This window comes from Paenibacillus sp. P36 (assembly GCF_045866505.1).
Lineage (GTDB): Bacteria > Bacillota > Bacilli > Paenibacillales > NBRC-103111 > Paenibacillus_E > Paenibacillus_E chondroitinus.
The window spans coordinates 2,391,721-2,415,905 of sequence record NZ_AP038372.1 but is presented as its reverse complement, the minus strand read 5'-3'; the positions used below and the strand labels follow the sequence as shown (position 1 = coordinate 2,415,905).

19 protein-coding genes are annotated in these 24,185 nt (G+C 40.0%); 7 read left to right on the top strand and 12 right to left on the bottom strand.

All coding sequences use genetic code 11. From position 1 onward, the window contains the following. Positions 1-60: 60 nt before the first annotated feature. The 5 genes from ACKTT9_RS11040 to ACKTT9_RS11020 all read right to left on the bottom strand — a co-directional run bounded on the left by ACKTT9_RS11040 (position 61) and on the right by ACKTT9_RS11020 (position 9,872). The gene (locus ACKTT9_RS11040) at positions 61-867 is read right to left on the bottom strand and encodes a hypothetical protein (protein WP_407871573.1); all 807 of its coding nucleotides are present in this window, start codon (positions 865-867) and stop codon (positions 61-63) included. A gap of 493 nt (positions 868-1,360) precedes the next feature. Then, on the bottom strand, positions 1,361-6,640 hold the full coding sequence (locus ACKTT9_RS11035; protein WP_407871572.1) for an S-layer homology domain-containing protein: 5,280 nt from the start codon (positions 6,638-6,640) through the stop codon (positions 1,361-1,363). A 77-nt stretch (positions 6,641-6,717) separates the two neighbouring features. Beyond that, positions 6,718-7,548 carry a carbohydrate ABC transporter permease gene (locus ACKTT9_RS11030; protein WP_407871571.1) on the bottom strand — a complete coding sequence of 277 codons (831 nt, stop codon included), beginning with the start codon at positions 7,546-7,548 and terminating at the stop codon, positions 6,718-6,720. A 14-nt stretch (positions 7,549-7,562) separates the two neighbouring features. Next, positions 7,563-8,432 carry a carbohydrate ABC transporter permease gene (locus tag ACKTT9_RS11025; protein WP_407871570.1) on the bottom strand — a complete coding sequence of 290 codons (870 nt, stop codon included), beginning with the start codon at positions 8,430-8,432 and terminating at the stop codon, positions 7,563-7,565. An 84-nt stretch (positions 8,433-8,516) separates the two neighbouring features. Further along, a complete protein-coding gene (locus ACKTT9_RS11020) occupies positions 8,517-9,872 on the bottom strand; it encodes an ABC transporter substrate-binding protein (RefSeq protein WP_407871569.1) in 1,356 nt (451 codons plus the stop codon). 369 nt (positions 9,873-10,241) lie between these two features. Between ACKTT9_RS11020 and ACKTT9_RS11015 the strand changes: the two genes are divergently transcribed. Beyond that, complete coding sequence (locus ACKTT9_RS11015) at positions 10,242-11,924, top strand: sensor histidine kinase (RefSeq protein WP_407871568.1); 1,683 nt, start codon at positions 10,242-10,244, stop codon at positions 11,922-11,924. Beyond that, positions 11,917-13,476: a response regulator gene (locus tag ACKTT9_RS11010; protein ID WP_407871567.1), complete on the top strand. Its 1,560-nt coding sequence runs from the start codon at positions 11,917-11,919 to the stop codon at positions 13,474-13,476. The genes ACKTT9_RS11015 and ACKTT9_RS11010 overlap by 8 nt, the downstream gene beginning before the upstream one ends. Positions 13,477-13,959: 483 nt before the next feature. On the opposite strand, the gene ACKTT9_RS11005 is transcribed toward ACKTT9_RS11010, so the two are convergent. The 4 genes from ACKTT9_RS11005 to ACKTT9_RS10990 form a co-directional block, all read right to left on the bottom strand. After that, positions 13,960-14,292: a hypothetical protein gene (locus ACKTT9_RS11005; RefSeq protein ID WP_407871566.1), complete on the bottom strand. Its 333-nt coding sequence runs from the start codon at positions 14,290-14,292 to the stop codon at positions 13,960-13,962. Positions 14,293-14,341: 49 nt separating this feature from the next. Further along, complete coding sequence (locus ACKTT9_RS11000) at positions 14,342-15,535, bottom strand: sugar efflux transporter (RefSeq protein ID WP_407871565.1); 1,194 nt, start codon at positions 15,533-15,535, stop codon at positions 14,342-14,344. Positions 15,536-16,032: 497 nt separating this feature from the next. After that, positions 16,033-17,034 carry an aldo/keto reductase gene (locus ACKTT9_RS10995; RefSeq protein WP_407871564.1) on the bottom strand — a complete coding sequence of 334 codons (1,002 nt, stop codon included), beginning with the start codon at positions 17,032-17,034 and terminating at the stop codon, positions 16,033-16,035. Between the two features lie 38 nt (positions 17,035-17,072). Further along, a complete protein-coding gene (locus ACKTT9_RS10990; protein ID WP_407871563.1) occupies positions 17,073-17,402 on the bottom strand; it encodes a carboxymuconolactone decarboxylase family protein in 330 nt (109 codons plus the stop codon). 209 nt (positions 17,403-17,611) lie between these two features. Between ACKTT9_RS10990 and ACKTT9_RS10985 the strand changes: the two genes are divergently transcribed. Both ACKTT9_RS10985 and ACKTT9_RS10980 read left to right on the top strand, forming a co-directional pair. Beyond that, entirely contained in the window at positions 17,612-18,529 is a 918-nt protein-coding gene (locus tag ACKTT9_RS10985) for an AraC family transcriptional regulator N-terminal domain-containing protein (protein WP_407871562.1), read from the top strand. A gap of 210 nt (positions 18,530-18,739) precedes the next feature. Beyond that, positions 18,740-19,591, top strand: a complete 852-nt coding sequence (locus tag ACKTT9_RS10980) for an aldo/keto reductase (protein WP_407871561.1) — start codon at positions 18,740-18,742, stop codon at positions 19,589-19,591. A 173-nt stretch (positions 19,592-19,764) separates the two neighbouring features. Here the strand turns inward: ACKTT9_RS10980 and ACKTT9_RS10975 are convergent, their stop codons facing one another. From ACKTT9_RS10975 to ACKTT9_RS10965, 3 genes are read right to left on the bottom strand one after another with little or no spacing between them, the layout of a single operon-like run. Beyond that, positions 19,765-20,901, bottom strand: coding sequence for a Ger(x)C family spore germination protein (locus ACKTT9_RS10975; RefSeq protein WP_407871560.1), 1,137 nt, complete (start codon positions 20,899-20,901; stop codon positions 19,765-19,767). Next, positions 20,898-21,722: a spore germination protein gene (locus ACKTT9_RS10970; RefSeq protein WP_407873010.1), complete on the bottom strand. Its 825-nt coding sequence runs from the start codon at positions 21,720-21,722 to the stop codon at positions 20,898-20,900. The genes ACKTT9_RS10975 and ACKTT9_RS10970 overlap by 4 nt, the downstream gene beginning before the upstream one ends. Further along, entirely contained in the window at positions 21,686-22,750 is a 1,065-nt protein-coding gene (locus ACKTT9_RS10965) for an endospore germination permease (protein ID WP_407871559.1), read from the bottom strand. The genes ACKTT9_RS10970 and ACKTT9_RS10965 overlap by 37 nt, the downstream gene beginning before the upstream one ends. Before the next feature lie 628 nt (positions 22,751-23,378). Here ACKTT9_RS10965 and ACKTT9_RS10960 point away from each other — a divergent pair. The 3 genes from ACKTT9_RS10960 to ACKTT9_RS10950 all read left to right on the top strand — a co-directional run bounded on the left by ACKTT9_RS10960 (position 23,379) and on the right by ACKTT9_RS10950 (position 24,133). Beyond that, on the top strand, positions 23,379-23,645 hold the full coding sequence (locus tag ACKTT9_RS10960; RefSeq protein WP_407873009.1) for a hypothetical protein: 267 nt from the start codon (positions 23,379-23,381) through the stop codon (positions 23,643-23,645). A gap of 39 nt (positions 23,646-23,684) precedes the next feature. Continuing rightward, complete coding sequence (locus ACKTT9_RS10955; protein WP_407871558.1) at positions 23,685-23,822, top strand: hypothetical protein; 138 nt, start codon at positions 23,685-23,687, stop codon at positions 23,820-23,822. Between the two features lie 155 nt (positions 23,823-23,977). Then, positions 23,978-24,133, top strand: coding sequence for a hypothetical protein (locus ACKTT9_RS10950; RefSeq protein ID WP_407871557.1), 156 nt, complete (start codon positions 23,978-23,980; stop codon positions 24,131-24,133). The last annotated feature ends 52 nt before the right edge of the window (positions 24,134-24,185 follow it).

The window sequence follows — 24,185 nt, the reverse complement described above, 5'->3', positions numbered from 1 at the left end:
TGTTTTTTTATGCTTTAAGAGATTGGACGAAATCTGTTTTAATCTGTTCTATACGGCTATTTATTTTGCTGCAATATCTAAATCTAATTTTGTTTTTGCATCAAGAATTTTTGCAACACCGCTCAGAACAAATTGATCAGCCATTTTAGTTTCATCTTTGAAAACTTGCATATTGCTTGGCTTTTGATCATCTAAAAATTTCAATACAGCGTCGAATGCTTTCTTTTTACCATAATAAGCAGTGGATAAATCTTGTTTTGACTCAACAAGTAATGTATTCACTTCTTTAGGCAAATTCTTTGGCACTTCAAGACTATTAAACTTCACTTGTAAACTTTCTGCTGCTTTTTTTGCGTTTGTTGTAGCCTCGTAAGCGTCAAAAATACTTGCTTTACCTGTTCCAACCGCTGTCATTATCTTTTGATAATTATCAAATATAGGTTTCGCAGTAGCTTCAAGTGCATACGCTGACTGCTCAAAAGCTATTACGTCATCTTGATTAGCTTTTTTTGTTATTTCGTCTTGTGCTTTTTTTGCTTCAGCATCAGCTTTGGCTTTTGCATCTGCTTCTAACTTTACTTTTTCGTCAACCTCTTTTTTTGCTTGTAGATCTGCTTCAATCTTCGCTTTATCTTCTTTAACTTCTTCTTTTACTAACTTTGCTTGCTCTGTTTGAACTTGCGCAACCACAGGCTTAGCTCGTTGTTTATCTGAGCTTCCTTGGTTAATTATTGCACCTATCAACGCAATAACTGCCCAAGCCACCCCTAATCTTCTACCTGTTTTTCCAAGTCTATTCCAAAATACGAATATCATAATATAAGGAACTACCAGCCAGCCAAGAAACTTTAAAATATTTTTCTTCACACAAACTACCTCCAAAGTATATTTAAATAAAATGACATTGGTCTATTGTATAATATATCTTACACGAATGTCGATAATTGGTTTTAGAAGAAAATTGTGTTAGTAAAATGATGGAAATTTTATAAATTACTATTATGGAAAATATATCCTGTGAGTCCACCTGAAGTAAGATAGCATTTTTTAATCGCTTGTTCTGAATGCCATAATTTTTCTGAGAACGGCAAGTAAGAATCAATTGCTTGAAGAAATAAGGCATACTCATCTTCATTTAATCGAGACAACGTAACCCTGGATAGAATCCTACTCGCGAATGCTAACGACGATATAATTCTCTTACGCTCATCGTTTAGTTGGGCATGAATCTGCGTTGTGATTGCGACATAAACGATATAAAGTGAATACTAATTTGGGTTCTTTTCACAACAAAAAAGAATGGTATCTGTAAAAAAAGGAAACCCACTCTTTATCAGAGCGGTTTTCCTTTTTATTTCCACTACTTTTTGGACATCATTTTCAAAAGAACCGTAACAGCCTCTGCTCTTGTTGTATGGGCAGCAGGAGCGAATACGTTTCCTCCCTTACCTTCGATAAGACCAAGTTTCTTGATTGCTTCCACTGCACCTTTGGCCCACTGTGGAATATCTTGCTCATCTGCGAAGTTCGTTGTCGTATTCAAATCGATCGTTAAACTTAGAGCTTTCGCAATCATGGATGCCATTTCAGAGCGTGTAATTTCCGCATCAGGACGGAAAGAGCCATCCTCATAGCCGCTAATCATGCCAGCTTGTACCGCTTGCGCTACCTCTTTTTGTGCCCAGCTTCCAATCTTGGCCGTATCTATGAACGTCAGCGGAGCACCTTCTCCTTGCTGTTTAAGCGTATGGATCAGCATGACAGCGAACTCTGCACGAGTTACAGCAAGATTCGGCTTAAACGTCCCGTCGGAATAACCATTAACGATTCCATTGCTCACCGCTTGCTTAATCGTTGACTCAGCCCAGTGTCCAGCAATATCACTGAATTGAACAGTGCCTGTCGACGGATCCACTGTTGTTACATCTTTATTGTCTACAGCTAGAACAGCATACTTAGTAAAGTGATTGACTTCCACAGAAATGAAATTCCCATGAACTTGGCTGCCTGGAACTTCCACCCACATCTTCTTCCCTTCATCATAATAAAATACAGCTGCTTTTTGATTACTCTTCACGCTTTTTGGATCAAAAGCAAAGGTTAGTGTTACAGCTTTACTGAAGTTGTCTGAGAAATTTTTCAAAATCTCATACACTGGACTAGCCAGAATCTCTTGATTCTGTAGAAGGGTATCAGTGTCTACTACTTTTTCTATCGTTAATTTTATTTCTTGGTCCGAGGCGTCTTTCGGAATTGATACCTTAACCGCATTTCCTCCAAAACTAACCTCACCTATTTTACCTACGGGAACCGTCAGTTTCCCATCCGTAGAAGTCACTTTATTGTTATCAGGAATTGATTGTGAAGTTGAATCCCTGTCCGACGTATGTGTCGGTGTCTCCGGTTGAGCCCTATTAATTGTGATATTGTAGGTGCTAGTTGTCTTACCATCTCCCGCAGTTACCCTAATCTGAACAGCATTAGATCCTACAAGTAAATCGGAAGAACGATAAGAATATACATTACCCGACTCAGAAGTTTGTGCAGCCCCCGTAACGGATAGTGTTTCATTAGGATCCGCTTTGCTCAAATTGAAATTAATACTTGAAGCTGTGTTGGGAATACTTACTGCATAATTCATTGTCGATGGTGAAAATGCAGGTGACAGCGTACCTTGATCGACTGCCAAATCAGCGAGCAGTGCATGATTACTGAACTCTGTTAAATAAATCGTTAAATTTTTCGTACTTACAGGAACGGTGACAATCCCTTTCTCATGATTGATGACTCCTGCCGTTGCATCTAGAATATTGTTTACCATAATCGGTAATTGAACGCTAAAATTAGCTCCGCTTGCATCAATTTTTGCTTGATCCAGCTTCGTATTAAATGTAAAAATAAGTTTGTTTTCGTCTCTGACGACGGTATACCCCACTCTGCCTCCTTGTAGCGCAGGGTAGTTCTGAACATTTGCAACAACATTTGAATTTTTCGCAGCATCAACAACCCACTCATTAGGAATGCCGCGACCTACGATGATATCATATTTTTTGTTTTGCTCATAAATTCTTTCCGCGATCAGGGAATCAACCAGTACTTTGGAGTTGACGGATTGTCCCCACATATGAGGGGCTGATCCTCCGCCACCTGGGGTATTATGAACATTCAGGTTATCATTTGTCTTCGCCCATGGACTGTTAGCTTCCGGGTAAGCAATTCCTTCCCACCAACTGAATGGCCCGCTCATTGAATTTTCAATCATGAATTCGTAGGCTTTAATTCCCATATCTCTATACTTTTCACCACGCAGCGCTGCACTTCCGTAACCAGCATTGTAGGCACTTGAATAAAATCCATGTGGGTAACCACCAAAGTTGTATGGGGAATCCGTTGTTTTTTCATTAACACGTCTGTTTATTCCATATGAATAGGTATCATCCAGCATGGTTAAATTGATATTATCTTCGGGTTGATTAGCTCCATATAAGTATCCATCCCACTGCCATAAACCGAATAAGAACATCGAGGCCCAGTTCGCATCCCTGGAATCATGCATACGGTTTTCATCATTACTTTGTACGACAGATGCAGGAATATAGTTCAGTCTTTTTTCTGTTATCGTTTGTTGTAGTCTTGCTGTGAATTTTGCTAACAGATCTTCATATTGCGCCTTAGCCCATTCTGCTTCATTCAAATAATAGTCGTCGTGATCTAATCTATATAACTCGCGCGTGATATATTCATAGGCTGTCAATCCTGTTAATGCAGAATAATTATCAATCGTCCAATTACCATCAGAGTCAATCGCAAGCGTGTTTTTCATGATACCATTGACACGATCGGCTTCAATTCTCTTCGCACCATATTTGATTCTCTTTTCAAACACAGTACCTACCGTCCCATCTTCGGCAGTCATAGATTCTTTAAAGATGGATGTATCACCCGTTTTACTCAAATAAACAGCATACGCCCACGGAAGTTTCCAATTGGCGTCCCAATACAGGTCTACGTCGGTTACACCTGTTTCAATATTGATTCCGCCTGTTAAAGGCACGCTTTTCAAATAATCTTTGGCATGTTGAAAATCTCCGCTTTGTATCAATTGGACTAAAATGCCAATCGTATCATGAGAAAATAATCTTGCGTATCCATTCTCTCCAACGTGTAGAAAATTGCCATCTTTGATTATCATAGTATCGATATATCCGGCTTTAAATGCTTGAACCAGTTCCTTATTCGGTAAATCAAGATCCACCAAATCAGAAAGTCTTGTTTTCCAGTACGTGCTCATTTCATGGTAGTTAGTATCATAGGAACCTTGAGCAATCACTTGTTCCATGGTTAATGAAGTGTAATTCGTTACACCCTCATTAAAATATTCGTATTTATCCGCCTCAATGGCATACTCTCTGACAACGGACTCTCCAGGGTTTACTACATACGCATACTTCGTATTATCATTCAATGGAATCAAATTTGAAGATACAACTGGTAAAAGTCTAACTTCGTTCGAAACATTCGTTGCCGTTATCCGAGAATAGTTAATGACATAATCCTTGCTATCAACCGTATGCTTATTGCCGAAATTCTCAATTTTATACTGCACATCATCCTTTGTAAATTCACTTACAAACACCGGCAAATATCCTTCGTTTAAATACCATTTAATATTGCTAGTATCCGTCACACCGAAAGTAACCATTTGTTTTGGTGCAATGGGTCCATGCTGCATCGGACGATTCCCGCCTATTTGATACGAACCGTCCAAGAACGCAAGAGAAGCATTTTTATCTGACTCAAAACCAAAAGCCGCCGTCATGTTTGCATGAGTTTCATATTGATATTTTCCCGATACTTTTAAAGCATCAATCGCATTTAGCACCGCTGAAAAAGCTTTAATTTTTTCACTTACTAATGCATCATTGCTTAATGCCTTGGCTGCTGTAATGGCACTGTTTAAAGCAGTCACTGAACTTTCTGTGTAACCTTTGACAACTGCACGACTAATTGCATCAATTTGGCTAACAAAGCTGGTTATGTCCCTGTTTAAAACCAGACTATCAAATGCCGTCTGCAATTGGTTTTGCGCGCCGTCAAGTTCAATTTGAGTTGCATCAAAATTGTTCAACCATCCATTGGCGTTAGACAACGCGGTTTTCAATACAGACCAAGACTGCACCGTGTAAAGCTTACTATTGTACTTACTAATTTCCTGTATAAACGTTTGCAAGGAGTTGCGATTTACGGCCGTCTGTTTAATAATCCGCAAAATTCCCGTTCCTAGCTGAGCTTCTGAGATGAAATTCCCTGAAACGGTTTTGCCAAAAAATTCTGAGCTTGATTCTTCATTTTTATCCATGACAACCCAGCGGTATTTGCCTGAAACAAGATTACTTTGTGATAAAACAATCGCATAACGCGTGTTATTACCGAGAGTGTAATTGAAATGTACGGTTGTTAAACCACCATCTATCACACTATCTTTGCTGACAGTAACTTCTTTCAGCGGCGAACCTACCGGCAATCCATTACTATTGGTGTTATAAAGTTTTACAACCAGATCATTCGCATCGCTCGCCATTTGTTTAATGACAAATTGGATATATTCCATTTCATAGCCTTCATTAACCGTAAACGTTTGATACCTGGCTTGTTGATCGACTGCGTCGCCAAATGCATATTCATTTTTTTCAGTTCCTGTAAAATCGATCATCATATTCGTTTCTTTTTTGGTAAGGGCGGTTTTTGCTGCTAAAAGCGTATTCAATGCATCGTTAATTTCTTTTTGCGAAGCGTCTGCTTTCTCTAGAACAAGATTGGCGTTATCTCTAGCGGCGACAAATACTTGCCATGATGCATCCGTATATAATTTTTGAGTCCAATCTTTCACGTTGTTATACTCATTGTGCAAATTAAGTTTATCCGCAATCTCCACGCTGCTGACAGCCAATCCGGAAAAAGACATGTTCCCCCATTGACTGATCGTCTCTGTTTGGAGACCTTCTACTTTTAACTGTACATTCGCGGGTACCTTGATCTGATACTTGTACACTTGTGAAGTTCCGCCCGCACTAATTTTCTTCGTCTCAACAAGCGTATTATCCGCATAGATTTTCACATCGACTTTCGCTTGCCACATGCCGATGCCAAACACAACGGTCGACTCCTGAGGTTGCGGCGCTACCGTAAAGGTCCAACCAACATTGTCATAGGTTCCAGGAGTCCTGTTATTAGGAAAAAACACCCCAAACCCAGTATCTTTATTGCCTGTCTCATATCCAGAAATTCCGTTATCCCAGGTATACGATAAATAATTGGCATCCGATCCTCTATCCATCTTGCCTTCGAAGCCAGTCGTGTTATCTCCATATACGCTAAAGGTAACAGCGTTTGAGCTTGCTTTTCTAATTTGGGTCAAATTATTGGCGCCGTTTCCTTTGAAATGCAACCAATCAACGTTCCCCAGTTGTGATAAATTAAGCGAATATTCCCCGTTTACTTGGCTTTCTTGTACATCAAGTGCGGAAGAATTTACATTGGCCTCTTCTGCGGATGCGACTATAGCTTGGCTCATTGGTGCTACTAGCATACAAATGAACAATAATACCGATGTAAATTTCTTAAATCTCATTTTCAACATGATACTCGTCGACCTCCATTACTATTCTTGTAGTTCATCATGAACATAGTCACCACTAATGTATGCGTTTGCAATGACTACCCTTTCACTGCCCCCGCTGTCAAACCGGAGACCACTTGTTCCTGCATGATCATGTACACAATAATACTTGGAATGATAACAATAATTGTAGCTGCGAACATAACGCCGTAATCACTTCCGAACTGGCTTTTAAAATAATATAACGCCAATGGTAGTGTTCTGCTTTTGCTACCAGTAGTTAATGTAAGTGCAAATTGAAATTCATTCCAACATAATAAAAACTGTAAAACAGCCGCCGTCGAGAATCCCGGTTTCGATAGAGGTAAAATGACGCGATAGAAGGTCTTGATGAAGCCGGCACCATCCAAGTATGCAGACTCTTCCAATGACTTGGGAATGGTGAGAAAAAAGCTGGAAAGAATGAATAAGGATGTGGGCAGTCCGAAACCAGCATATACAAGAATTAATCCAAATAAATGATCGTACAAGCCTAATGTTTTCACAGTAAGATACAAAGGCTGCAGCAGCGCAGCGCCAGGTATTAACAAAGATAAAGACAATATGCCAATGATGATATTTTTTCCTCGAAAATTGAATCGTGCAATGACATAAGAGGACAATCCCAGAATAAACAGATTTAATAAAGTACCGCATACCGCAACAATGACACTATTTAGATAAAATCTAGCTAATGGAGCAATTTTAAACGCCTTTTCGTAATTGCTTAAATCGAAATGGCTCGCTAAGCTTAAGGAGGAAACCATGATTTCCATATTGCTCTTAAATGAGGATAGAAACACCCACAAGAATGGTGCTACAGATAAGACAATAATTAAGCTTACAAACATATATTTAGCCGATAATAGGAAGTATTTCATTATGTTCATCTCCACCATCCTGCTTATTCCAAAGCGTCTCCGATTTTAAACACCGCTTTCGTTGTCATAACAAACACAATGCCAAGCAGAATCGCAAAAACCCCGATTGCATTCGCATAGCCAAAGTTATTGTCAATAAGCGCTGTTTTATATATATACATAGGCAAGTTCATTGTTTCGTTTCCCGGTCCTCCACCTGTCGTCATCATAATAATGTCAAATTTCTGCAAGATACTGGTTCCTGCCAAAAGGACGCAGGTTCCAATAATATTCCTTAGCATAGGAAGTACAATATATAAATTGATTTTGAGTTCGCTGGCTCCGTCAATCTTTGCTGATTCGAATACACTCTCAGAAATTGCCGCAATTTCAGCCAGTACTAGAATGGTAATAACGGCTGCATAAGGAAGCCAAGTCATCGTGACTGAGAAAAAGGCGGAGTTATAATCCATAAACCAGTTTTGTGAAAAGCCCTCAAAGCCGAACAACCTAATGATATGGTTCACAGCCCCGATTTCAGGATTAAGTATACTCAGAAAAAGCATGCCTATCGCAGCACCGGAAATAATATTGGGCAGCATATACACTGTTCTCGCGAATTTCCAATAAAATTCCTTCTTCAAAAGAATGAGAGCGAAACTGACACCAATCATAATATGGACGGTCGATTGGAGCAGCATCCATAGGATCGTATTCCATACGCTTTTCCAGAAATCCGGGTCCAGGAACATTTCCGCATAGTTTTGTATGCCAATGAAAGACACTTTGGAACCTATCCGCCATTCCGTCAATGAGGTTCCAAACAAAATAACACATGAAGTGGCAAAAACCAATGCGAACAAAAGCAGAGTTGGTAAAAGGAACAACGTAATATACAACTTATTTTTTGCCATCTTGTGACTCCTTAAATATGGATCCGACTCCCCTAAACAAGTTAGCTCTGGGGAGTCACCCCCTTGTTTTATCCGATATGTACTCTATTTGTTTTTCTCTGCTGTATTACTTAACCTCTTGGCAATTTCCTCAGCGGTAGCTTTATTAAAGTTAAGTTCAGGGTATAACGTTTTCCAAGCTTCCGTTACATTGGCAAAGTTTAGAGCGTCAAGGTTGGCAAATTTGTTTTTAGCCTGACCTCCGAGTTCCACATTTGCCATAAAGAGCGGGTTCTTTTGCTTAAACTCATCGCTAGGCTTTACATTTACCGTCAAAGGCATTGTGCTGCTGAGCTCAAGATTAATCTGCTGCGCATGTGCATCCGTTAAAAATTTCAACAATTTAATCGCTGCCTCTTTCGTTTCCTTATCTTTAGCCGTTAACATATAACCGACCTCAAAAGATGAAAACATGCCGGAATTGGGGTACATCGCTACGCCAACCTTTTTATCAAAGCCTTCGAGCGCTTTCGTTTTATCACTGAAGTCGCTGATCATCCAAGGACCATTTGCTATAATTGCCGCCTTGCCTTGCAAGAAATTGTTGGCCGCATTCGCATAACCGGCGCCGAGTGCATCTTTTGTCGTATATTTTTGAAGGATGGTTTGAATCTTCTTCAATCCTTCAATGAACTCAGGCGTCTCAAAGTTTTTGGAAAATGGTGTGTTCATGAACTTATTTCCTGCGTCTCCGCTTGTCCCTACAATAGCCCCCAGGAGTAGATTGGTTGTCCAGGCATTTTCCCCCGTCATCATAGCTATTGGAGCAGTTCCAGTCGTTGTTTTAATTTTTTCAAGATTCGTTAGAAATTCATCCCACGTAGCTGCTGGTTTCACTCCTGCTTTCTCGAATAACTCTTTATTGTAGAAATATCCGATAAGCTGCGCACCGTTGGCTATAGACCAAACTTTTCCGTCTCGTGAGTTCGAATTGATTGCATCGTTGCCAACCTCCGCTTTCCACGCAGTATCCGCTTCCAAATATTCGTTTAACGGTGTGGCTAAATTTCCTTTTATAAGTAAATCATTAAGACCGTTTTTACCTTCAACAACATCGGGTAGGTCTTTTGAAGCCGCAAGCACCTTAATCTTATCCACATAAGCCTGATCACCAGGAATCTCTTCAACTTGCAGTTCAATTTCTCCGTTGTACTTCTTTTTGAACTCGTCCAAAATTTTCTTTTCTGCAGCTGCGGATACATGTGTGCCAACCCGATAAGTGGCATATTTGATTTTCACAGGCGCCTTACTGGGTGCCGCCGTATTCTGGACTGTTGCCGGGCTCGAACTCGCACTCTCTTTTGTTTCTGCTGGCTTTACCGAGCTGCAAGCAACCATAGATAGAGCTAACATACTACTTGCAATCATTGTAATTCCTTTACGAACAGATCTCTTTCTCACGTTGTGAATCCCCTTTCAAGATGTTATTTAGCAGAAAAACTTTACTTCATCATCTTATTACCTATAATTAGGAATGTTAATGTGAAATTCAGCTATAAGCTTGCATTATTTTTACTTATCTCGTCATTCAAGCGCTTCCATGATGTAGTTCTATGAATTTCATTGTGATATTTTGACTTTTCTATAGAAATTTCGACTCCCTCGCATGAACGAATAGCGCTTTCATCCGATCCCGATTACAATAAATTTGGGAGGTTGATTATGGTCTCATTTTTCAAAGCAATACCCATTCGACATAAAATAATAGTTGCTACTGTGTTTATGATCCTATTCCCAATGTCGGTTTCGGGGCTGTATTTTTATTGGAGTATGTCTTCTGAATTAACCAAAAATGCAGAGAACAATTGGTCACAAATTATGGGGCAAACGAACGACAATATTGAAAGCTCTTTCAAACTGATAACGGACACTTCCCTGCACATGCTTTCTACCAAATCGGTTAGAACATGGCTAGCCGGAGATACTTCCGTAGAAAGTGACAATTACAGCCAATTTGTTAATAAAAGTGATATGGAGGAAGAACTTAAATATAGTTTAATGTTTAATACGGCCTGGGTTAGCAAACTGATCTCAACCGTTTATATTTTTCAAAATGAATCGAACTTCTCCTCCATTTCCAGATCAACGAAAGATGTCAACATCGTTACTGCCAATAATATAAACATTTATAATCAGCAAAAAGGCATGAATATTGAGGGTATTGTTCCTGTGCCCGCATTTTATAACGACAATGTAATTTATTACGTTAGAAATGTCTCCAACATTTATAATCCTGAACAACGGTTATACTTAATTATCGGCATTGATGAGAGTCAAATTTTCAATAAGTATGCTGCACTGCTTGAGATTCCTGGTGCAATGGTGTATCTCATCGATAAACAAGGATTCATCTATTCTAGTTCGAATAAAAATTTGATTGGAAACAAAGTGGATTCGTCGATTTTGCAGTTAAGTGATAAAACAGATATCAATCATATAACTATGGATAATCGGTCCTACATGGTAGCAGCCAAAAAAATAAATGATAGTGGACTAAGCTTTGTCATCTGTATTCCGAAGAAACAAATTCTGGCCAAGCTGTCGGACAATATGAAAAATTACACTCTCTTTTTATTATTAATCATGCTCTTATTCCTTGTATCAAGTATCTTCCTATCCCTGCGGTTTACTCGCTTTATTAAGGATTTGCTACGGAATATCAATCAAGTGAAGGTTGGAAACTACGATGCCAAAATGCCCGAGTATTCGGATTTGGAGTTGAATCTGCTTAGCCACACCTTCAATAAAATGACAAGTGAAATCAAATATCTCTTTAATCAAGTATACGAGAAGCAGCTCTTACTGAAAGAAACGGAATTGAAATTTTTGCAATCGCAAATGAACCCACATTTTTTGTTCAATACCCTTATTACCATAGGTTATAAAGCACGATTTTCCAAAGATGAAACGGTGTATAAAATGGTTATGTCTTTAACCGAATTACTACAAGCGAGTATGTATACAGACAGTAAAACAAAAATAACCATTCGCGAGGAATTGGAGATTGTCAATTTTTACTTGTATCTACAGAAAATGCGATTTGAAGATAAACTGGATTTTCGTATAGATGTAAAAGATGAGGCTCTTTTGGACTTATATGTACCTAAGTTTTGTCTGGAGCCCATTGTCGAAAATGCCGTCGTTCATGGTATTGAAAATAAAGTAGATAAAGGTACCATCACCATTACAATCACTGAGGTTGCTAATTCTATCTATTTCGAGATTGAAGATGATGGTCTTGGCTTTAAAGCAGACCAAATCAATCTCGATTCCGTGGTTCATAACGAGCGCCGAAGAAAAGGCCACAACAATATTGGATTACATAATACCAATCATAGAATTAAACTAATCTATGGAGAACAATACGGGATTGCCATCCAGAGCCAATTAAACATAGGTACGAAGGTTTCAGTTCTTATTCCTGCAGATAAGGGAGAAAACGTTCATGTATAAAGTAATGATAGTTGATGACGAATCTGTCATTAGGCAAGGTCTGCAAAGCTTTGTAGACTGGAAGTCTCTTGACTGTGAACTGGCTGCCACGGCTTCAAACGGCACGGAAGCAAAGGAATATTTGCAATCCATCCAAATCGATATCGTGATAACGGATATTAAAATGCCCGGAATGGACGGTATTGAACTAGCCAAATATATTTACGAGTATTACCCTCATACCAAAGTCATTTTATTAACGGCTTATGCCGATTTTGCGTATGCACAATCTGCGATCAAGTATAACGTCGTTGACTTCCTTGTGAAAATCAACCCAACCGAGAAGATTCCGGAGGCTGTGCATAAAGCAAAGGAATTAATCGCTTTGCAGCAGAAACATTTGTCCGAGATTCGGGATAAATTCATCAAAGAAGTTTTCGACAATATGATTAGTCATCCTGAGGTCATTGTAAGCAAAATGAAAGAACATGGCATCATAATTGATCATTATATCATTGCGGTTTTTGAAATGAGCGACCTTGCTGAAAATCATAGTGAAACAACCTCTAGCGAATACAGCAATTTTGTCTCTCAACTTAGACACTTTTCAAACCTTGCCTTCAAAGATTCCCAACATTACACGTCTATCATAAGTAAAAATCAACTTGTTTCGATTGTATCCTTTGCGTATGCAAACGAAGCCGAATACACGCAGTTCATACCAAATAAATGCAGGGAAATTATGAAAATGGTCGACAATTTCATGAACTTCGCGGTGCATGTTGGCATTAGTCAACCACATGCTTCTTCGCTTGAATTGCCCGAAGCTTTTACTGAAGCAAAGAAAGCGCTTACCAATAGTTTGTTTCATGATATCCCGATTACATCCTATAGTCCGAGCGACACAACACCTTACGGTTTGAGATCTGTACCCACGCATACCTATATAGATGAAATCATGACCTACATCCAACAGGAAAATGTTGCAGAAGCTTCTCTGAAATTATCAAATCTCTTTGACTCCTATAAAGAAAACAATGTGCCTATTGAGCATATGAAAGCAAGCGGGTTGCTCCTATGTTCCATGTCTTTTAAATTATTTACCGAACCCCAATGGGCAGATGTCTCTTTCGTAAACAATGAATCCCATACTTACGCTCAAATCCAACATAGCAAGTCAATGCGTGATCTGTTCCATATTTTAAACAACTTTATACAAACGTCTATACACATCCTCAGTTTACAAGGCAATCACAGTAATTACATAGTGAGGGAAGTAAACAAATGTATCCGAGAACATTTCAACAAACAAATTAATCTGCAGTTCATTGCTGAATACGTACATGTCAATAGCAGTTACTTAAGCCGACTATATAAAAGAGAAACTGGGGAAGCCTTAATGGATACACTGAATAAATACCGTATTGATATGGCAAAAAGAATCCTCAAAAATTCAGCATTGAAAATATTCGAAGTTGCCCAAGAGGTCGGCATCGAGGACCCCGCCTATTTTACTCACGTCTTTACAAAATATGCGGGGGTAAGTCCGAGGGCTTTTAAGGAAAAACACTAACCCTATATTAGTTAAAGACAGATTTAGTCTGTTTGACTGCCGTCTTTTGAATGGAAACTTCTTGACTTAAACCATCCATAGCAGGGTATAAAGTTCCAGAGTCATAGCATTCATCAGAATATTTAGTGAATTTTACGCATTAGAGAATCAATTTCATGAAGTATGCCGTTGGATGGATCCAATTCGGCGAAACTGTGAGAAAGCTTGAAAAGTGTCAGAAATTTAGGTTTGGTTTGGAGAGCGCATCGTTGACAGCGAGGAGGTCCGAGATTCAATCCCCCTGTTCTGCTCCAACACCATATACAAAACAGCGGGGAACCACATCTCTATTACGGATAAAGAAATATACATACAAACAAAAGATACCCTCTGTGTCTGAACACTTTTTCAAAGTGTCGAGACTAGGGGTAACAGTGTAATTATTCGGACTAACACTTTCCCTTACAAAAGCGCTTATTGGATGCATCTCATTCATTGCATTGTTTAAAAAAGGTTTGCCTGATTCTTATAATACCTTCTTATGCTTTCAAACGCGTGCCATACAGCAGCTTCGTTAACCATTTTCAAAACCATATTTTCCTCCTTATCTACTTGTTTTAGATGTTTTTCTAACGTGTTCCTGATTCCGTCACAAATTCCCTGGATGGGTTCAACAAATGCAAAATAATCAACTAAGTATCCTTCTGAGTTTTCACTTGCTCTATTCATGATCAGATTTATTTCATTTTCAGAAAGTTGATAGCTTTCTTGCAATAAATCTTTTATTCCTTCCAATAGTTGTAGGTCTTCTTTTTCTTTTTGAATGGCTAAATTCATCCTAATGCTCCCTTTAGCTTGCATCTTTGCTAATACAACTCACATATCTTCAAGTGGCTACTTTAACATCCTTATGGGGTCTTATGCTCCTTAATATAAAGAACGAAACAATCACAATTGCCAGACATGCCCAATAAACGTCTCGATACCCCACATACTGAGCAATGATGCCTCCGCCTAAATTTCCCACTAACCTTCCAATAATGGACCCGTTGTAATAGATCGAAGTAGATACCCCTGGTGAATTAGGAAGCAGTTCCGTAAAATAACTTAATCCATTCCCCATAACAATAGCAACGAATGCTGCCTGCAAAAGCTGTGCTGCAATCAGATGCCAGGAATCGGTTGAAACACTTAAAATAATATTGTAAAGTATCGCAATAAAACATGCGCTGATCATCAAAGAATGGTTGGATATCTTTCTGCTTACAGCACCTAACACGAACATAATGGGAATCTCTAAACCAGCACATATACTAACAACCATTCCAACATCGGAATATGTACCATTAAGCTCGTTGACAATAAATAAAGGCGTAACAATCCCGTTAATGGCATTGACAGCAAATAGAAAGATGAAGGCAATTAGCGGAAAATATATCTGACTCCGTTTGAGTGTAGTTGTGCCAGCACCCATTCTCTTTTTTTGAATGGCTCCTTTTTTAGGCAGAAATATAAAAACAAGAGATGCTATTGTAAGGAAAATAGCAGAAGTACCCAAAAAGAGACCCTTATATCCGACAGTTCCTAAGATTATTGTTCCGATAAGGGGGCCAACCAAGAAACCGAGAGATACAAGTGAACGTAAAGTGGACATCGCAAATGTCTTGTCATCGGTGTTGCTTTCATTTGCCGCTTCCTGAGCGTATGCATAAATTTGCGGCATAGCAGCAGCCCCTAAACCACTAAAAAAACTAACAATGATAAGCAAAATAAAGAAGTTATCAAACACTAAATAGGAGGTATAACCTAATGCTGAAGAAACCGTTGCTATAATAATAATAAATCTCCGGTCCAACCTGCTATCCGAATGTTTACCAATGAATGAGTTGGCCACCACGCCACTTAACGAACTCACTGCTGTGAAAATTCCGAAAGTTGCCGCACTCATACCCAATTTCTCTGTACAATAGAGAGCTAAGTACGGTAGTGAAATTGAAATACCTGTCCCTACCAATAGAACACAAATGACAAACAAACTATATCCCTTGATTGCAAACAATTTAATTAATCGAGTAAACAACTTTTACCTCCTTAAAATAACATGATTAACGCTGGTTCTCTGATTGCTACGCCTCATTAACCTTATTCTTATTATGCAGCAAATGAGAAAGAGACAGATATCCCATTCGTCTCGAATCATTGTCTATTCCTCTCACTGTACTTATTAGGAACTCATTCTCTTCAACCCTCCAAGATTATTTAAGAAAAACCTGGCGGATCACCGCCAGGTCCTTTTATACATTGTGGAGTCTTCTTATTTAATTTTATCGAGCCCTTTTTCAAAGCTGAAGTATGGAGAACCACCGCGTAATCAATAACTTTATTGAAAGCCGATATATGGATGAGGAATTTACGGCTCTTCTAGAAAAGCAATCTCATCAGGCGTTAAGGTGACTGAAAGAGCTGCTACTCCATCGCTCCGCAACGCCAAAACTCATACAACCGATACATAACCTTGATACGTCCATGCCGGTATTTCCGAATTTCACATACTCCATATTTATTGCCTCCCCACTTCTAACTAAATTCGCGACGGCGGGGCAGTGAGAACCACAGCCCGTCGAGCCATGCTATTTGCTGTTCGTTCAAGGCATTCATGTCACGGGCTTGCAAGCTCGCATCCAATTGTTCCGGACGACTGGCGCCAATAATGGCGGAGGTAATACCCGGCTGCTGCGTAACCCATTTTACGGCTGTCGTCACAGGATTCAAATCCTGCTCTTCACACCAGACCCGATACTGATCAACTGCCTCTAGCGTAGCTTCTTTCCAGTATCGTTCTTGGTAAAAGACCCCCGAGTTGTTCCCGAGTCCAAACCGGGTCCCTTCTTCGATACGAGCGTTTTTTCCATACCGGCCCGACAACATGCCGCCAGCGAGTGGGTTGTAAGTAATAATGCCGATCCCATCATCCAGTGCCATAGGAACCAAATCGTCCTCAATCATTCGAAACAATAGATTGTACCGCGGCTGAACGCTTACAATCCTGGCATAATTTTTCCGCTCCGCAATACCGTTTGCTTTTGCGACCTGCCAGGCCCGCCAGTTCGAGATTCCGATGTAACGGACCTTTCCTTGTTGGACAAGGTCGTCTAACGCGCGCAGTGTTTCTTCCATGGGCGTATCTTTGTCGAATTGGTGCGCTTGGTAAAGGTCGAGATAGTCTGTCTTTAAACGGCGCAAACTGTCCTCAACTGCTGTGAAGATATGCTTCCTGCTCAAGCCCTTTTCGTTGGGACCAGGTCCCATCGCGCCAAAACACTTTGTCGCAAGCACCAGTTTGTCTCGTTTACCTTGCAGCCACTCCCCGATGATCGACTCGGTTGCACCGGCGACGGCATGAGATTGCCTTCCAATTGGGTACACATCTGCCGTGTCAATGAAGTTCACACCAGCTTCAAAGGCTTTGTCCAAAATTTCGAACGAAGCCTTTTTGTCCGCTTGGTTGCCAAAGGTCATTGTTCCCACGCACAAACTGGTTACCTTTAATCCCGTATTTCCTAATGAACGAATCTCCATTTGATCACCTCGTTATAATGGGTATGGCGGATAGTTAATTATTTTTCGGATGTAAATACATCTTTTGCAAACATAATCGCTGACATTGCTTTCGGCCAACCTGCATAGAAGGCAAGATGGGTCATGGCTTCGATTAGCTCTTCTTCCGACAGACCGTTTTGTTTGGCTAAATTTAAATGGTTTTTCAGCTGTTGCGTATTTCCGCCAGTAATTAGGCTCGCTACGGTAATCAAACTGCGGTCACGCGGAGAAAGTCCCTCACGCTTCCATACATCTCCAAATAATACTTCGTCCGTTAGTTCAACCAACTTAGGCGCGAAATCTCCGATCGCCTTCTGGGCAATAGTAAGTTCTTTGGAATCTGACATTTTACTCGCTCCCTTTCATACTTTTTATGATAATGGTTGTTTAACCTTGTCCTGTAAATTTAAGCACATACTTATTATGCTACACTTTTAAATGTGATCGTTATCCCATTCGTCTCACATAATTGCCTAATCCTCTCGTCACTACTTCGCAATTAAAGATTGTTATACTATAATGAAATCATCAAAGGTCAACTCGTAAGGAGGACAATGTGTCAGGACAAATTGATAACCTACAGAATGAACTTGCTGAACTGATTGAACGACATGCGGGTCAAGATGGTGTTTACGAGACGGGGATACCATCTTTATTTATTGTTCGTGCCTCGCAAGTGTCTCAGCCTGTTTACAGAGTATACAAACCTTGCTTTTGTTTCATCGCTCAAGGTTTTAAAGACGTACTACTTTCCCAGGAGCGATTTGAGTATGGTCCTGCTGACTATCTGGTTTCCTCTATGAACTTGCCAGTAATCGGTCACGTCATAAAAGCTTCTCCCGATGAACCCTATCTTAGCTTAAAGCTGGAATTTACGCAGAACCAAATATTAGAGATACTAAATGAAGGAAACATTCAAATCGACCAGCAAGAAAGTACAGAACGTGCGATGTTTGTCGGCGAAATCGAGTTTTCCATATTGGATGCGATCATGAGATTGTCTCGTTTACTAGACAAACCGAAAGACATTCCGTTTTTGGCTCCCTACTACACGAAAGAAATTTTATACAGACTTCTTCAAGGGCAGTATGGTACTACGCTGGCCCAAATCGCAATGGAAGGTAGTAGCACCTACCGAATCCGGGAGGCTATCGATCAAATTATCAATCATATGGATAAGCCTTTACGAATCGAGGAGCTTGCGGAATTAGCCAATATGGGAACTTCTACATTCCACAGGCACTTCAAAGAAGTAACTGCCATGAGTCCGCTTCAATTTCAAAAACAGCTGAGATTACAGGAAGCCCGGCGCCTGTTACTGTCCGAATCAACGGATGCCGCCGATGTAGCTTTCCGAGTAGGCTATGAGAGTGCATCGCAGTTTAGCCGTGAATATTCTCGTATGTTTGGTTATCCACCTAGAGAAGATATAAAGCGCTTGAAGGCTGGCTACGACCAACTCATCAACGCGTAAAGCAAGAAAAACAGGGAGCAGTAGCTTAGGCGACTGCTCCTCTTTAATGTCTTGCTCAAGTGGTAGCGAGAGGTTTAGGCAAACATTAGAGACGATTAGGATAACGATCTCTGTATCATTTAATGCATAATAAGAATGTGAAAACAGTAGCTGTTATGGATACGATCGGGTTGACTTGCACATAATCATAAATAAACTGGAGGACTTTATATGCAAAAAGTAACTTTGAACAATGGTGTTGAGATGCCTATACTCGGTTTTGGTGTTTTCCAGATTGCGGATCAAAATGAATGTGAACAAAGCGTTTATGACGCTATTATGGCAGGTTATCGGCTGATTGATACAGCTGCCTCTTATCTAAATGAGGAAGCCGTTGGCAGAGGGATTAAACGGAGTGGCGTAGCAAGAGAGGAATTATTTATTACTACGAAACTTTGGGTTCAGGATACTGGTTATGAGCGTACAAAAAAGGCATTTGAAAAATCGCTGGAAAGATTACAATTGGATTATTTAGATTTGTATTTAATTCATCAGCCATTCGGCGATGTGCATGGTTCTTGGCGGGCTATGGAAGAAATGCATCGTGAAGGAAAGGTTCGTGCAATTGGCGTTAGTAACTTCCATGAAGATCGTCTAATCGATCTAATCATTCATAATGAAGTCATTCCTGCAGTAAACCAAGTTGAAACACATCCTTTCAACCAACAAATCGAAAATGCAAAATTCATGAAAGAGAATCACGTTCAGATCGAATCTTGGGCGCCTTTTGCTGAAGGAAAAAATAACTTGTTCCAGAATGAGGTTTTGGTAAATATAGCTGGGAAATATAATAAATCCGTTGCTCAGGTCGTTTTACGTTGGTTGACACAAAGAGAAGTCGTTGTGATTCCAAAGTCTGTCCGTAAAGAAAGAATTATTGAAAACTTCAACATCTTTGATTTTAAATTAAGCCAAGAAGATATGGAATCCATTACTACACTCGATACGAAACAGAGCCTGTTCTTCTCACATCGGGATCCTGAAAAAGTGAAATGGCTTGGTACCCGCAAACTCGATATCTAACAATCACTATTCGTTAGCATATATGTAGTTACTTTCATCTCGCTATACTTCTTATGACACACATATATTTACAATTCTTTTCACTAGTGAACCCGCAACTATTTATGGTTGCGGGTTCTGCTAATTTATCGTATCTAAACTTGAGCAATAATTCCTTTATAGATTTTGGAACTCTATGATTCACCATATTGGTCAGCCTTATAAGTTCCTGAATGCTCTAGAAACAAATGAATATTCACTTTCAATGCAGGATTGACGTCTGGTGAATGGTAAATTTCACGCCATTGGCGCAGATCATATTTATACAATTCCTTCTCCAAATTCAGCAAGTCGACATTTGTTTTTTTACCCAGTTGAAAGGTTTCCATAATTTCATTGCGTATCGTTTTCTCCACAGCCGTCCTGAGCTCTTCCTTGGAGAACTGACCATTCCCCATTTCCATACTAGCTTTTATTTTTAAGTCCAGAGTATATTGAAGCTGATCTTTCCCATAAGTCCACTTTACGCTCCGATGACTACTTCTCACCATACACGTCGCTTGAAATTGCTGTCCTTTTACCTGCAGTAGGACCTCATCTGAAGGTTTGTACATCCAACGAATTCCTTCGACATCGGAAAGCAGAAATTTCTTTTTATACTTTTTTTGATAAAAAGCATAGAGTCCATCGATATAGGCTACGGGCATCGGTTTCTTTTTTGTCTCCCAATTGTTATTTAACGATAGAGAGGGAATAAACGCCGTTTCCCCGGACTCTCTATAGGCCTTAAGGAATTGTCTCACAGAAACTGGCCGAGTTCGTGCTACTTTGGCGGCAGCGGGTTTAGGATTGTGGATGACGGTCAGCTCAGGCGAGAGCCCAAGTAGAGCATCTGAACCAAACAGTGGCGTGATGGGCTCTTCGGTCCCAAATAACCAGACAGTATAACGAAGCTCCCGATAACGGTATAACGCTTCTAGGATGTCCTCTACATCTTGTTCAATCGCGCGGCTGGTTAAGACAAGAGCTGTCACCTGTCCTAAATATAACTGCTGCTGGGATGTCATTTGATTTAAATTTTGAAAAGCGACAAAAGGATTACTACCGGATGCTGCACCTATCCATGTGCTCTCTCCACCATTTTTTCCCGTCCCACGCTTGGCAACGTTACCGAAATTAATAAGTTGGGAAGATACGAGGTATTGTCCGTCTTTATAATCAACGCCAATTGCAGCTACGAATACGGTATCTTGAAGCTCTCTTCGATCCCAACAACCGGTGAGGAAAAGGCTACAGCTTAGAATCAATACAACGATACGTCCGAAGTTCAAGAAGCGTCATCTCCTTGACGGGTGGCATCTTTTGGTTGAAGAAAACCTGGTCTCTTTTTCATTTGAGATAGTGGTTTTCTCGCTATAGCAGGTATCAATTCCTTCCAAAGCGGTGGAGACATTGGAGTCAAGTAAGGGATGCCGAAGGATTCCAAGCCGGACATATAAAAGACAATGCAGATAACGGAAAGGATAAACCCAAATATGCCAAAAAAGCAGGACATGAGAAGAACATAAAATCTAAAAATGGTCGCAGTCCCATTTAAATTTTGGTTGATCAGCATAAACGATGCAACGGTAGATATCGATACGACCACGATCATGATTGGCGAGGTAAGACCCGCTTTTACAGACATGTCACCAATGATCAGCCCGCCGACAACGGCAACCGTCTGACCGACCGATTTGGGCAAACGAATGCCTGCTTCCCTGAACACTTCAAAAATGCTAACCACTAAAAACGCTTCGAGTGTGGACGGCATAGGAAGACCAGATCTGTTTATTTTTGCTGAAGCCAACAGGGAGAAAGGGATCTGGTCGACATTGAAGGCGGATAATGCGATCCAGAAGCCCGGCAATAGTGTACCTATAATAAATCCAAGTATTCTAAGGAGTCTTTCAAGGGTAACAAATTGAAAAGGTAAATAGAGATCCTCCGGTGTTTTGAGAATCTCGGTAAACGTGACTGGAGCAATAATGGCGTTAGGGGAGCCATCAGCCAAAAAAACAAACCGACCGACCATTAAGCTTTCAGTCACATAATCCGGACGCCCGATATAATCGATTAACGGAAATAAAGAAAGCGAACTATCAGCAAGCATGACCTCCAATTGGCTGCTGTTATGCAGCACATCCACAACCAATGCCGTAAAAAAAACAAAAAATCATAATCACTGATATGTAATAGGTTAGCCAATATGAATCCTGCACCAATCAATGAAGCGGCTAATGCTCGGGTACGCCGCTTATACAAATTCGCAAGATCAAGGATTAGACACATGCCAAGCGAAATACGAACGGATGCGCCGGTAATCCACTGATAAATGGACAAATAATCCATATGTTCGACAAAATGTCCAATACGTAGAAGCCGCCATTCTTCAAAAGTAGGATATCGTTGTTTGGCAGCCTCCAATGGACCAAACTCACTGATCGCGCCTAGAGTCGGACCAAAAGCCAGGCAGGCTAACAGCAGAGCAAGTAAAACATAATAAAATAAAGATTTTTTTGAAGCTTGCTGGTTTAGAAATATGATGATGACCAACTCCGACAATCCGCCGCCTAAATAAATCAGCCCTTTCAGAATAGGACTCCAACCGTTTTCAAGGACGGGAAAGATACTGGAGTAATCCTTATCCGGAATGTTCGCAAAGGAAATGTAGAAACCGAGCAAAGATACAGTCGGCAAAAAAATGCCGCATGCAATCATAATCATGCGTACACCAAAAACGCTGACAATCGCGGATAAACCACATAAGAATAGGGCGATAACAAGCACGGGGGTATGTGGTAAATAGGAGACATGCGTCCACATGACCGTATCTTTAACCGCGACGAAGACGAAAAAAATAAAATATACGATCCATGAACTCCGAAAAAGAAGGGAAGGTATGAAGCCATAGTTGATCTTGATCCAGTCTTGAATGTTACTTCCACTCGTTTTTTTACAGATGTAGTAAACCGGAATCATGAATACGCAGATGGGGACAGTCAATATTACGATGCTGATCCAAGCATCCCTTTGTACCGTCTCCAATAATAAAGGGACGAGTTGAACGTGATTCATTAGACCGACAGACATCATTAAAGTCATCATTATGAGCGCAAAGGGTAAATTCTTTTGAATCATGCATGAATCCCTCTCTGAGATGAAATGAGCTTGTTTTTTATATGGTTTACCTATTCCGGGAAAAATATCCCATATCACTATGTAATTAATAACAAGGAATGCAATCGATGGTGTGTTCTAATTTTTTACTCACTTATAGTGACCTCCAATTTTGCCTGCTCTATCGGCTGCAAGACCAGCTTTCATTAAACTTGAAGCCCTAATAATGGCTTTATCGAACACGCATTCGCTATGCAAGTTATATTTAGGTAATACAAAAATCCCCACCAGTGATTTAACAAGTGGGGAAATACTTATTTATTAAATTAGTTCTAGTTGACTTAAAAAAGCCAAGGCAAAGTAATTCTTTCCGAGCTCGAGAAATTCATCTTCCTTTAAGGGCGTAGTACACTGGAAATGTAATTGCAGTTGCAATACTTAAATAAACGAATGAGCTTGGGGTAATTAATTTCTTCATTTTATAGGCTCCTTACTTCCTTCAAATCCCATTAGTCATAGATATCTCTAAGGTGTACCATTATTATGGGTGATGAAGAAAATGTTTATTCCCCCAATGCTTCTCCAATATGCCAAAAACAATAAACCGTTTGATTGTATTCCTACATTCGCCGAATTGAAGTGAGATGGTATTCGGCTGATTGTATCAAATATGGATGAGCTTAACCTATATACAAAGAACACGAATGCAACAGCAAAATATCCGGAACTCCATAATCCACCGATTCCGAAAGGAACTATTCTTGATGGGGAAATCGTTGTTCTTGACGAACAAGGGCGAGCTGATTTCGAAGCCACAAATGCAGGCTTCCGCTCCAATAAGAAGCGAAAACCTGTCGTCTTCACGGCTTTTGACATCTTGTACCACCGAGGTTTAGACGTGACTGGATTGCCCTAGGTGCGACGGAAGCAGTTGCTTGAAGAGACACTTCAAGCAATGGAAAACTTTAGAATTATTCGGCCGATTAAAGGCAATGTAAAGGACTTTTTTAATATCGTTTGTCAAAATGGTCTTGAAGGTATTGTTATTAAGAAAAAAGAATCGAAATATGAAACTCTGCTCGTGAATCAATGATGCCAGTCTTTCAGTCATTTAAAAGTGGTGAGAGCAAAGATTACGTATATATCAAACCTGTGGTGCGCTGCAAAGTTAAATATACAGATTGGTACAGTTCCGGATCCATGCGGCTTCCAGTCTTCGAGGAATTTATAGTTTAGGAGATGACACCTATGAAATACCGAGTTATGCATAAAGAGACAGGCGAAGGGAAAACACTGACTCATTTAGAAGTAAATGATATGGATTATGATGTAAGTGGCCGCATTATTGTCTTCGATACAAACATGGAGGCATACTTTTTGATTGATGAAATTCAAGAGTACTGAATTGTCGAGAATCATTGGATTTCACCGAAAACATCAACGGGTCCCTTCATTG

Excerpts from the sequence above, each read along its gene's own strand:
- ACKTT9_RS11035 (WP_407871572.1), bottom strand. The coding sequence starts at position 6,640 with ATGTTGAAAATGAGATTTAAGAAATTTACATCGGTATTATTGTTCATT.
- ACKTT9_RS11030 (WP_407871571.1), bottom strand. The coding sequence starts at position 7,548 with ATGAACATAATGAAATACTTCCTATTATCGGCTAAATATATGTTTGTA.
- ACKTT9_RS11025 (WP_407871570.1), bottom strand. The coding sequence starts at position 8,432 with ATGGCAAAAAATAAGTTGTATATTACGTTGTTCCTTTTACCAACTCTG.
- ACKTT9_RS11015 (WP_407871568.1), top strand. The coding sequence starts at position 10,242 with ATGTCTTCTGAATTAACCAAAAATGCAGAGAACAATTGGTCACAAATT.
- ACKTT9_RS11010 (WP_407871567.1), top strand. The coding sequence starts at position 11,917 with ATGTATAAAGTAATGATAGTTGATGACGAATCTGTCATTAGGCAAGGT.
- ACKTT9_RS11005 (WP_407871566.1), bottom strand. The coding sequence starts at position 14,292 with ATGAATTTAGCCATTCAAAAAGAAAAAGAAGACCTACAACTATTGGAA.
- ACKTT9_RS10995 (WP_407871564.1), bottom strand. The coding sequence starts at position 17,034 with ATGGAGATTCGTTCATTAGGAAATACGGGATTAAAGGTAACCAGTTTG.
- ACKTT9_RS10990 (WP_407871563.1), bottom strand. The coding sequence starts at position 17,402 with ATGTCAGATTCCAAAGAACTTACTATTGCCCAGAAGGCGATCGGAGAT.
- ACKTT9_RS10980 (WP_407871561.1), top strand. The coding sequence starts at position 18,740 with ATGCAAAAAGTAACTTTGAACAATGGTGTTGAGATGCCTATACTCGGT.
- ACKTT9_RS10970 (WP_407873010.1), bottom strand. The coding sequence starts at position 21,722 with ATGCTTGCTGATAGTTCGCTTTCTTTATTTCCGTTAATCGATTATATC.
- ACKTT9_RS10965 (WP_407871559.1), bottom strand. The coding sequence starts at position 22,750 with ATGATTCAAAAGAATTTACCCTTTGCGCTCATAATGATGACTTTAATG.
- ACKTT9_RS10955 (WP_407871558.1), top strand. The coding sequence starts at position 23,685 with ATGGAAAACTTTAGAATTATTCGGCCGATTAAAGGCAATGTAAAGGAC.
- ACKTT9_RS10950 (WP_407871557.1), top strand. The coding sequence starts at position 23,978 with ATGAAATACCGAGTTATGCATAAAGAGACAGGCGAAGGGAAAACACTG.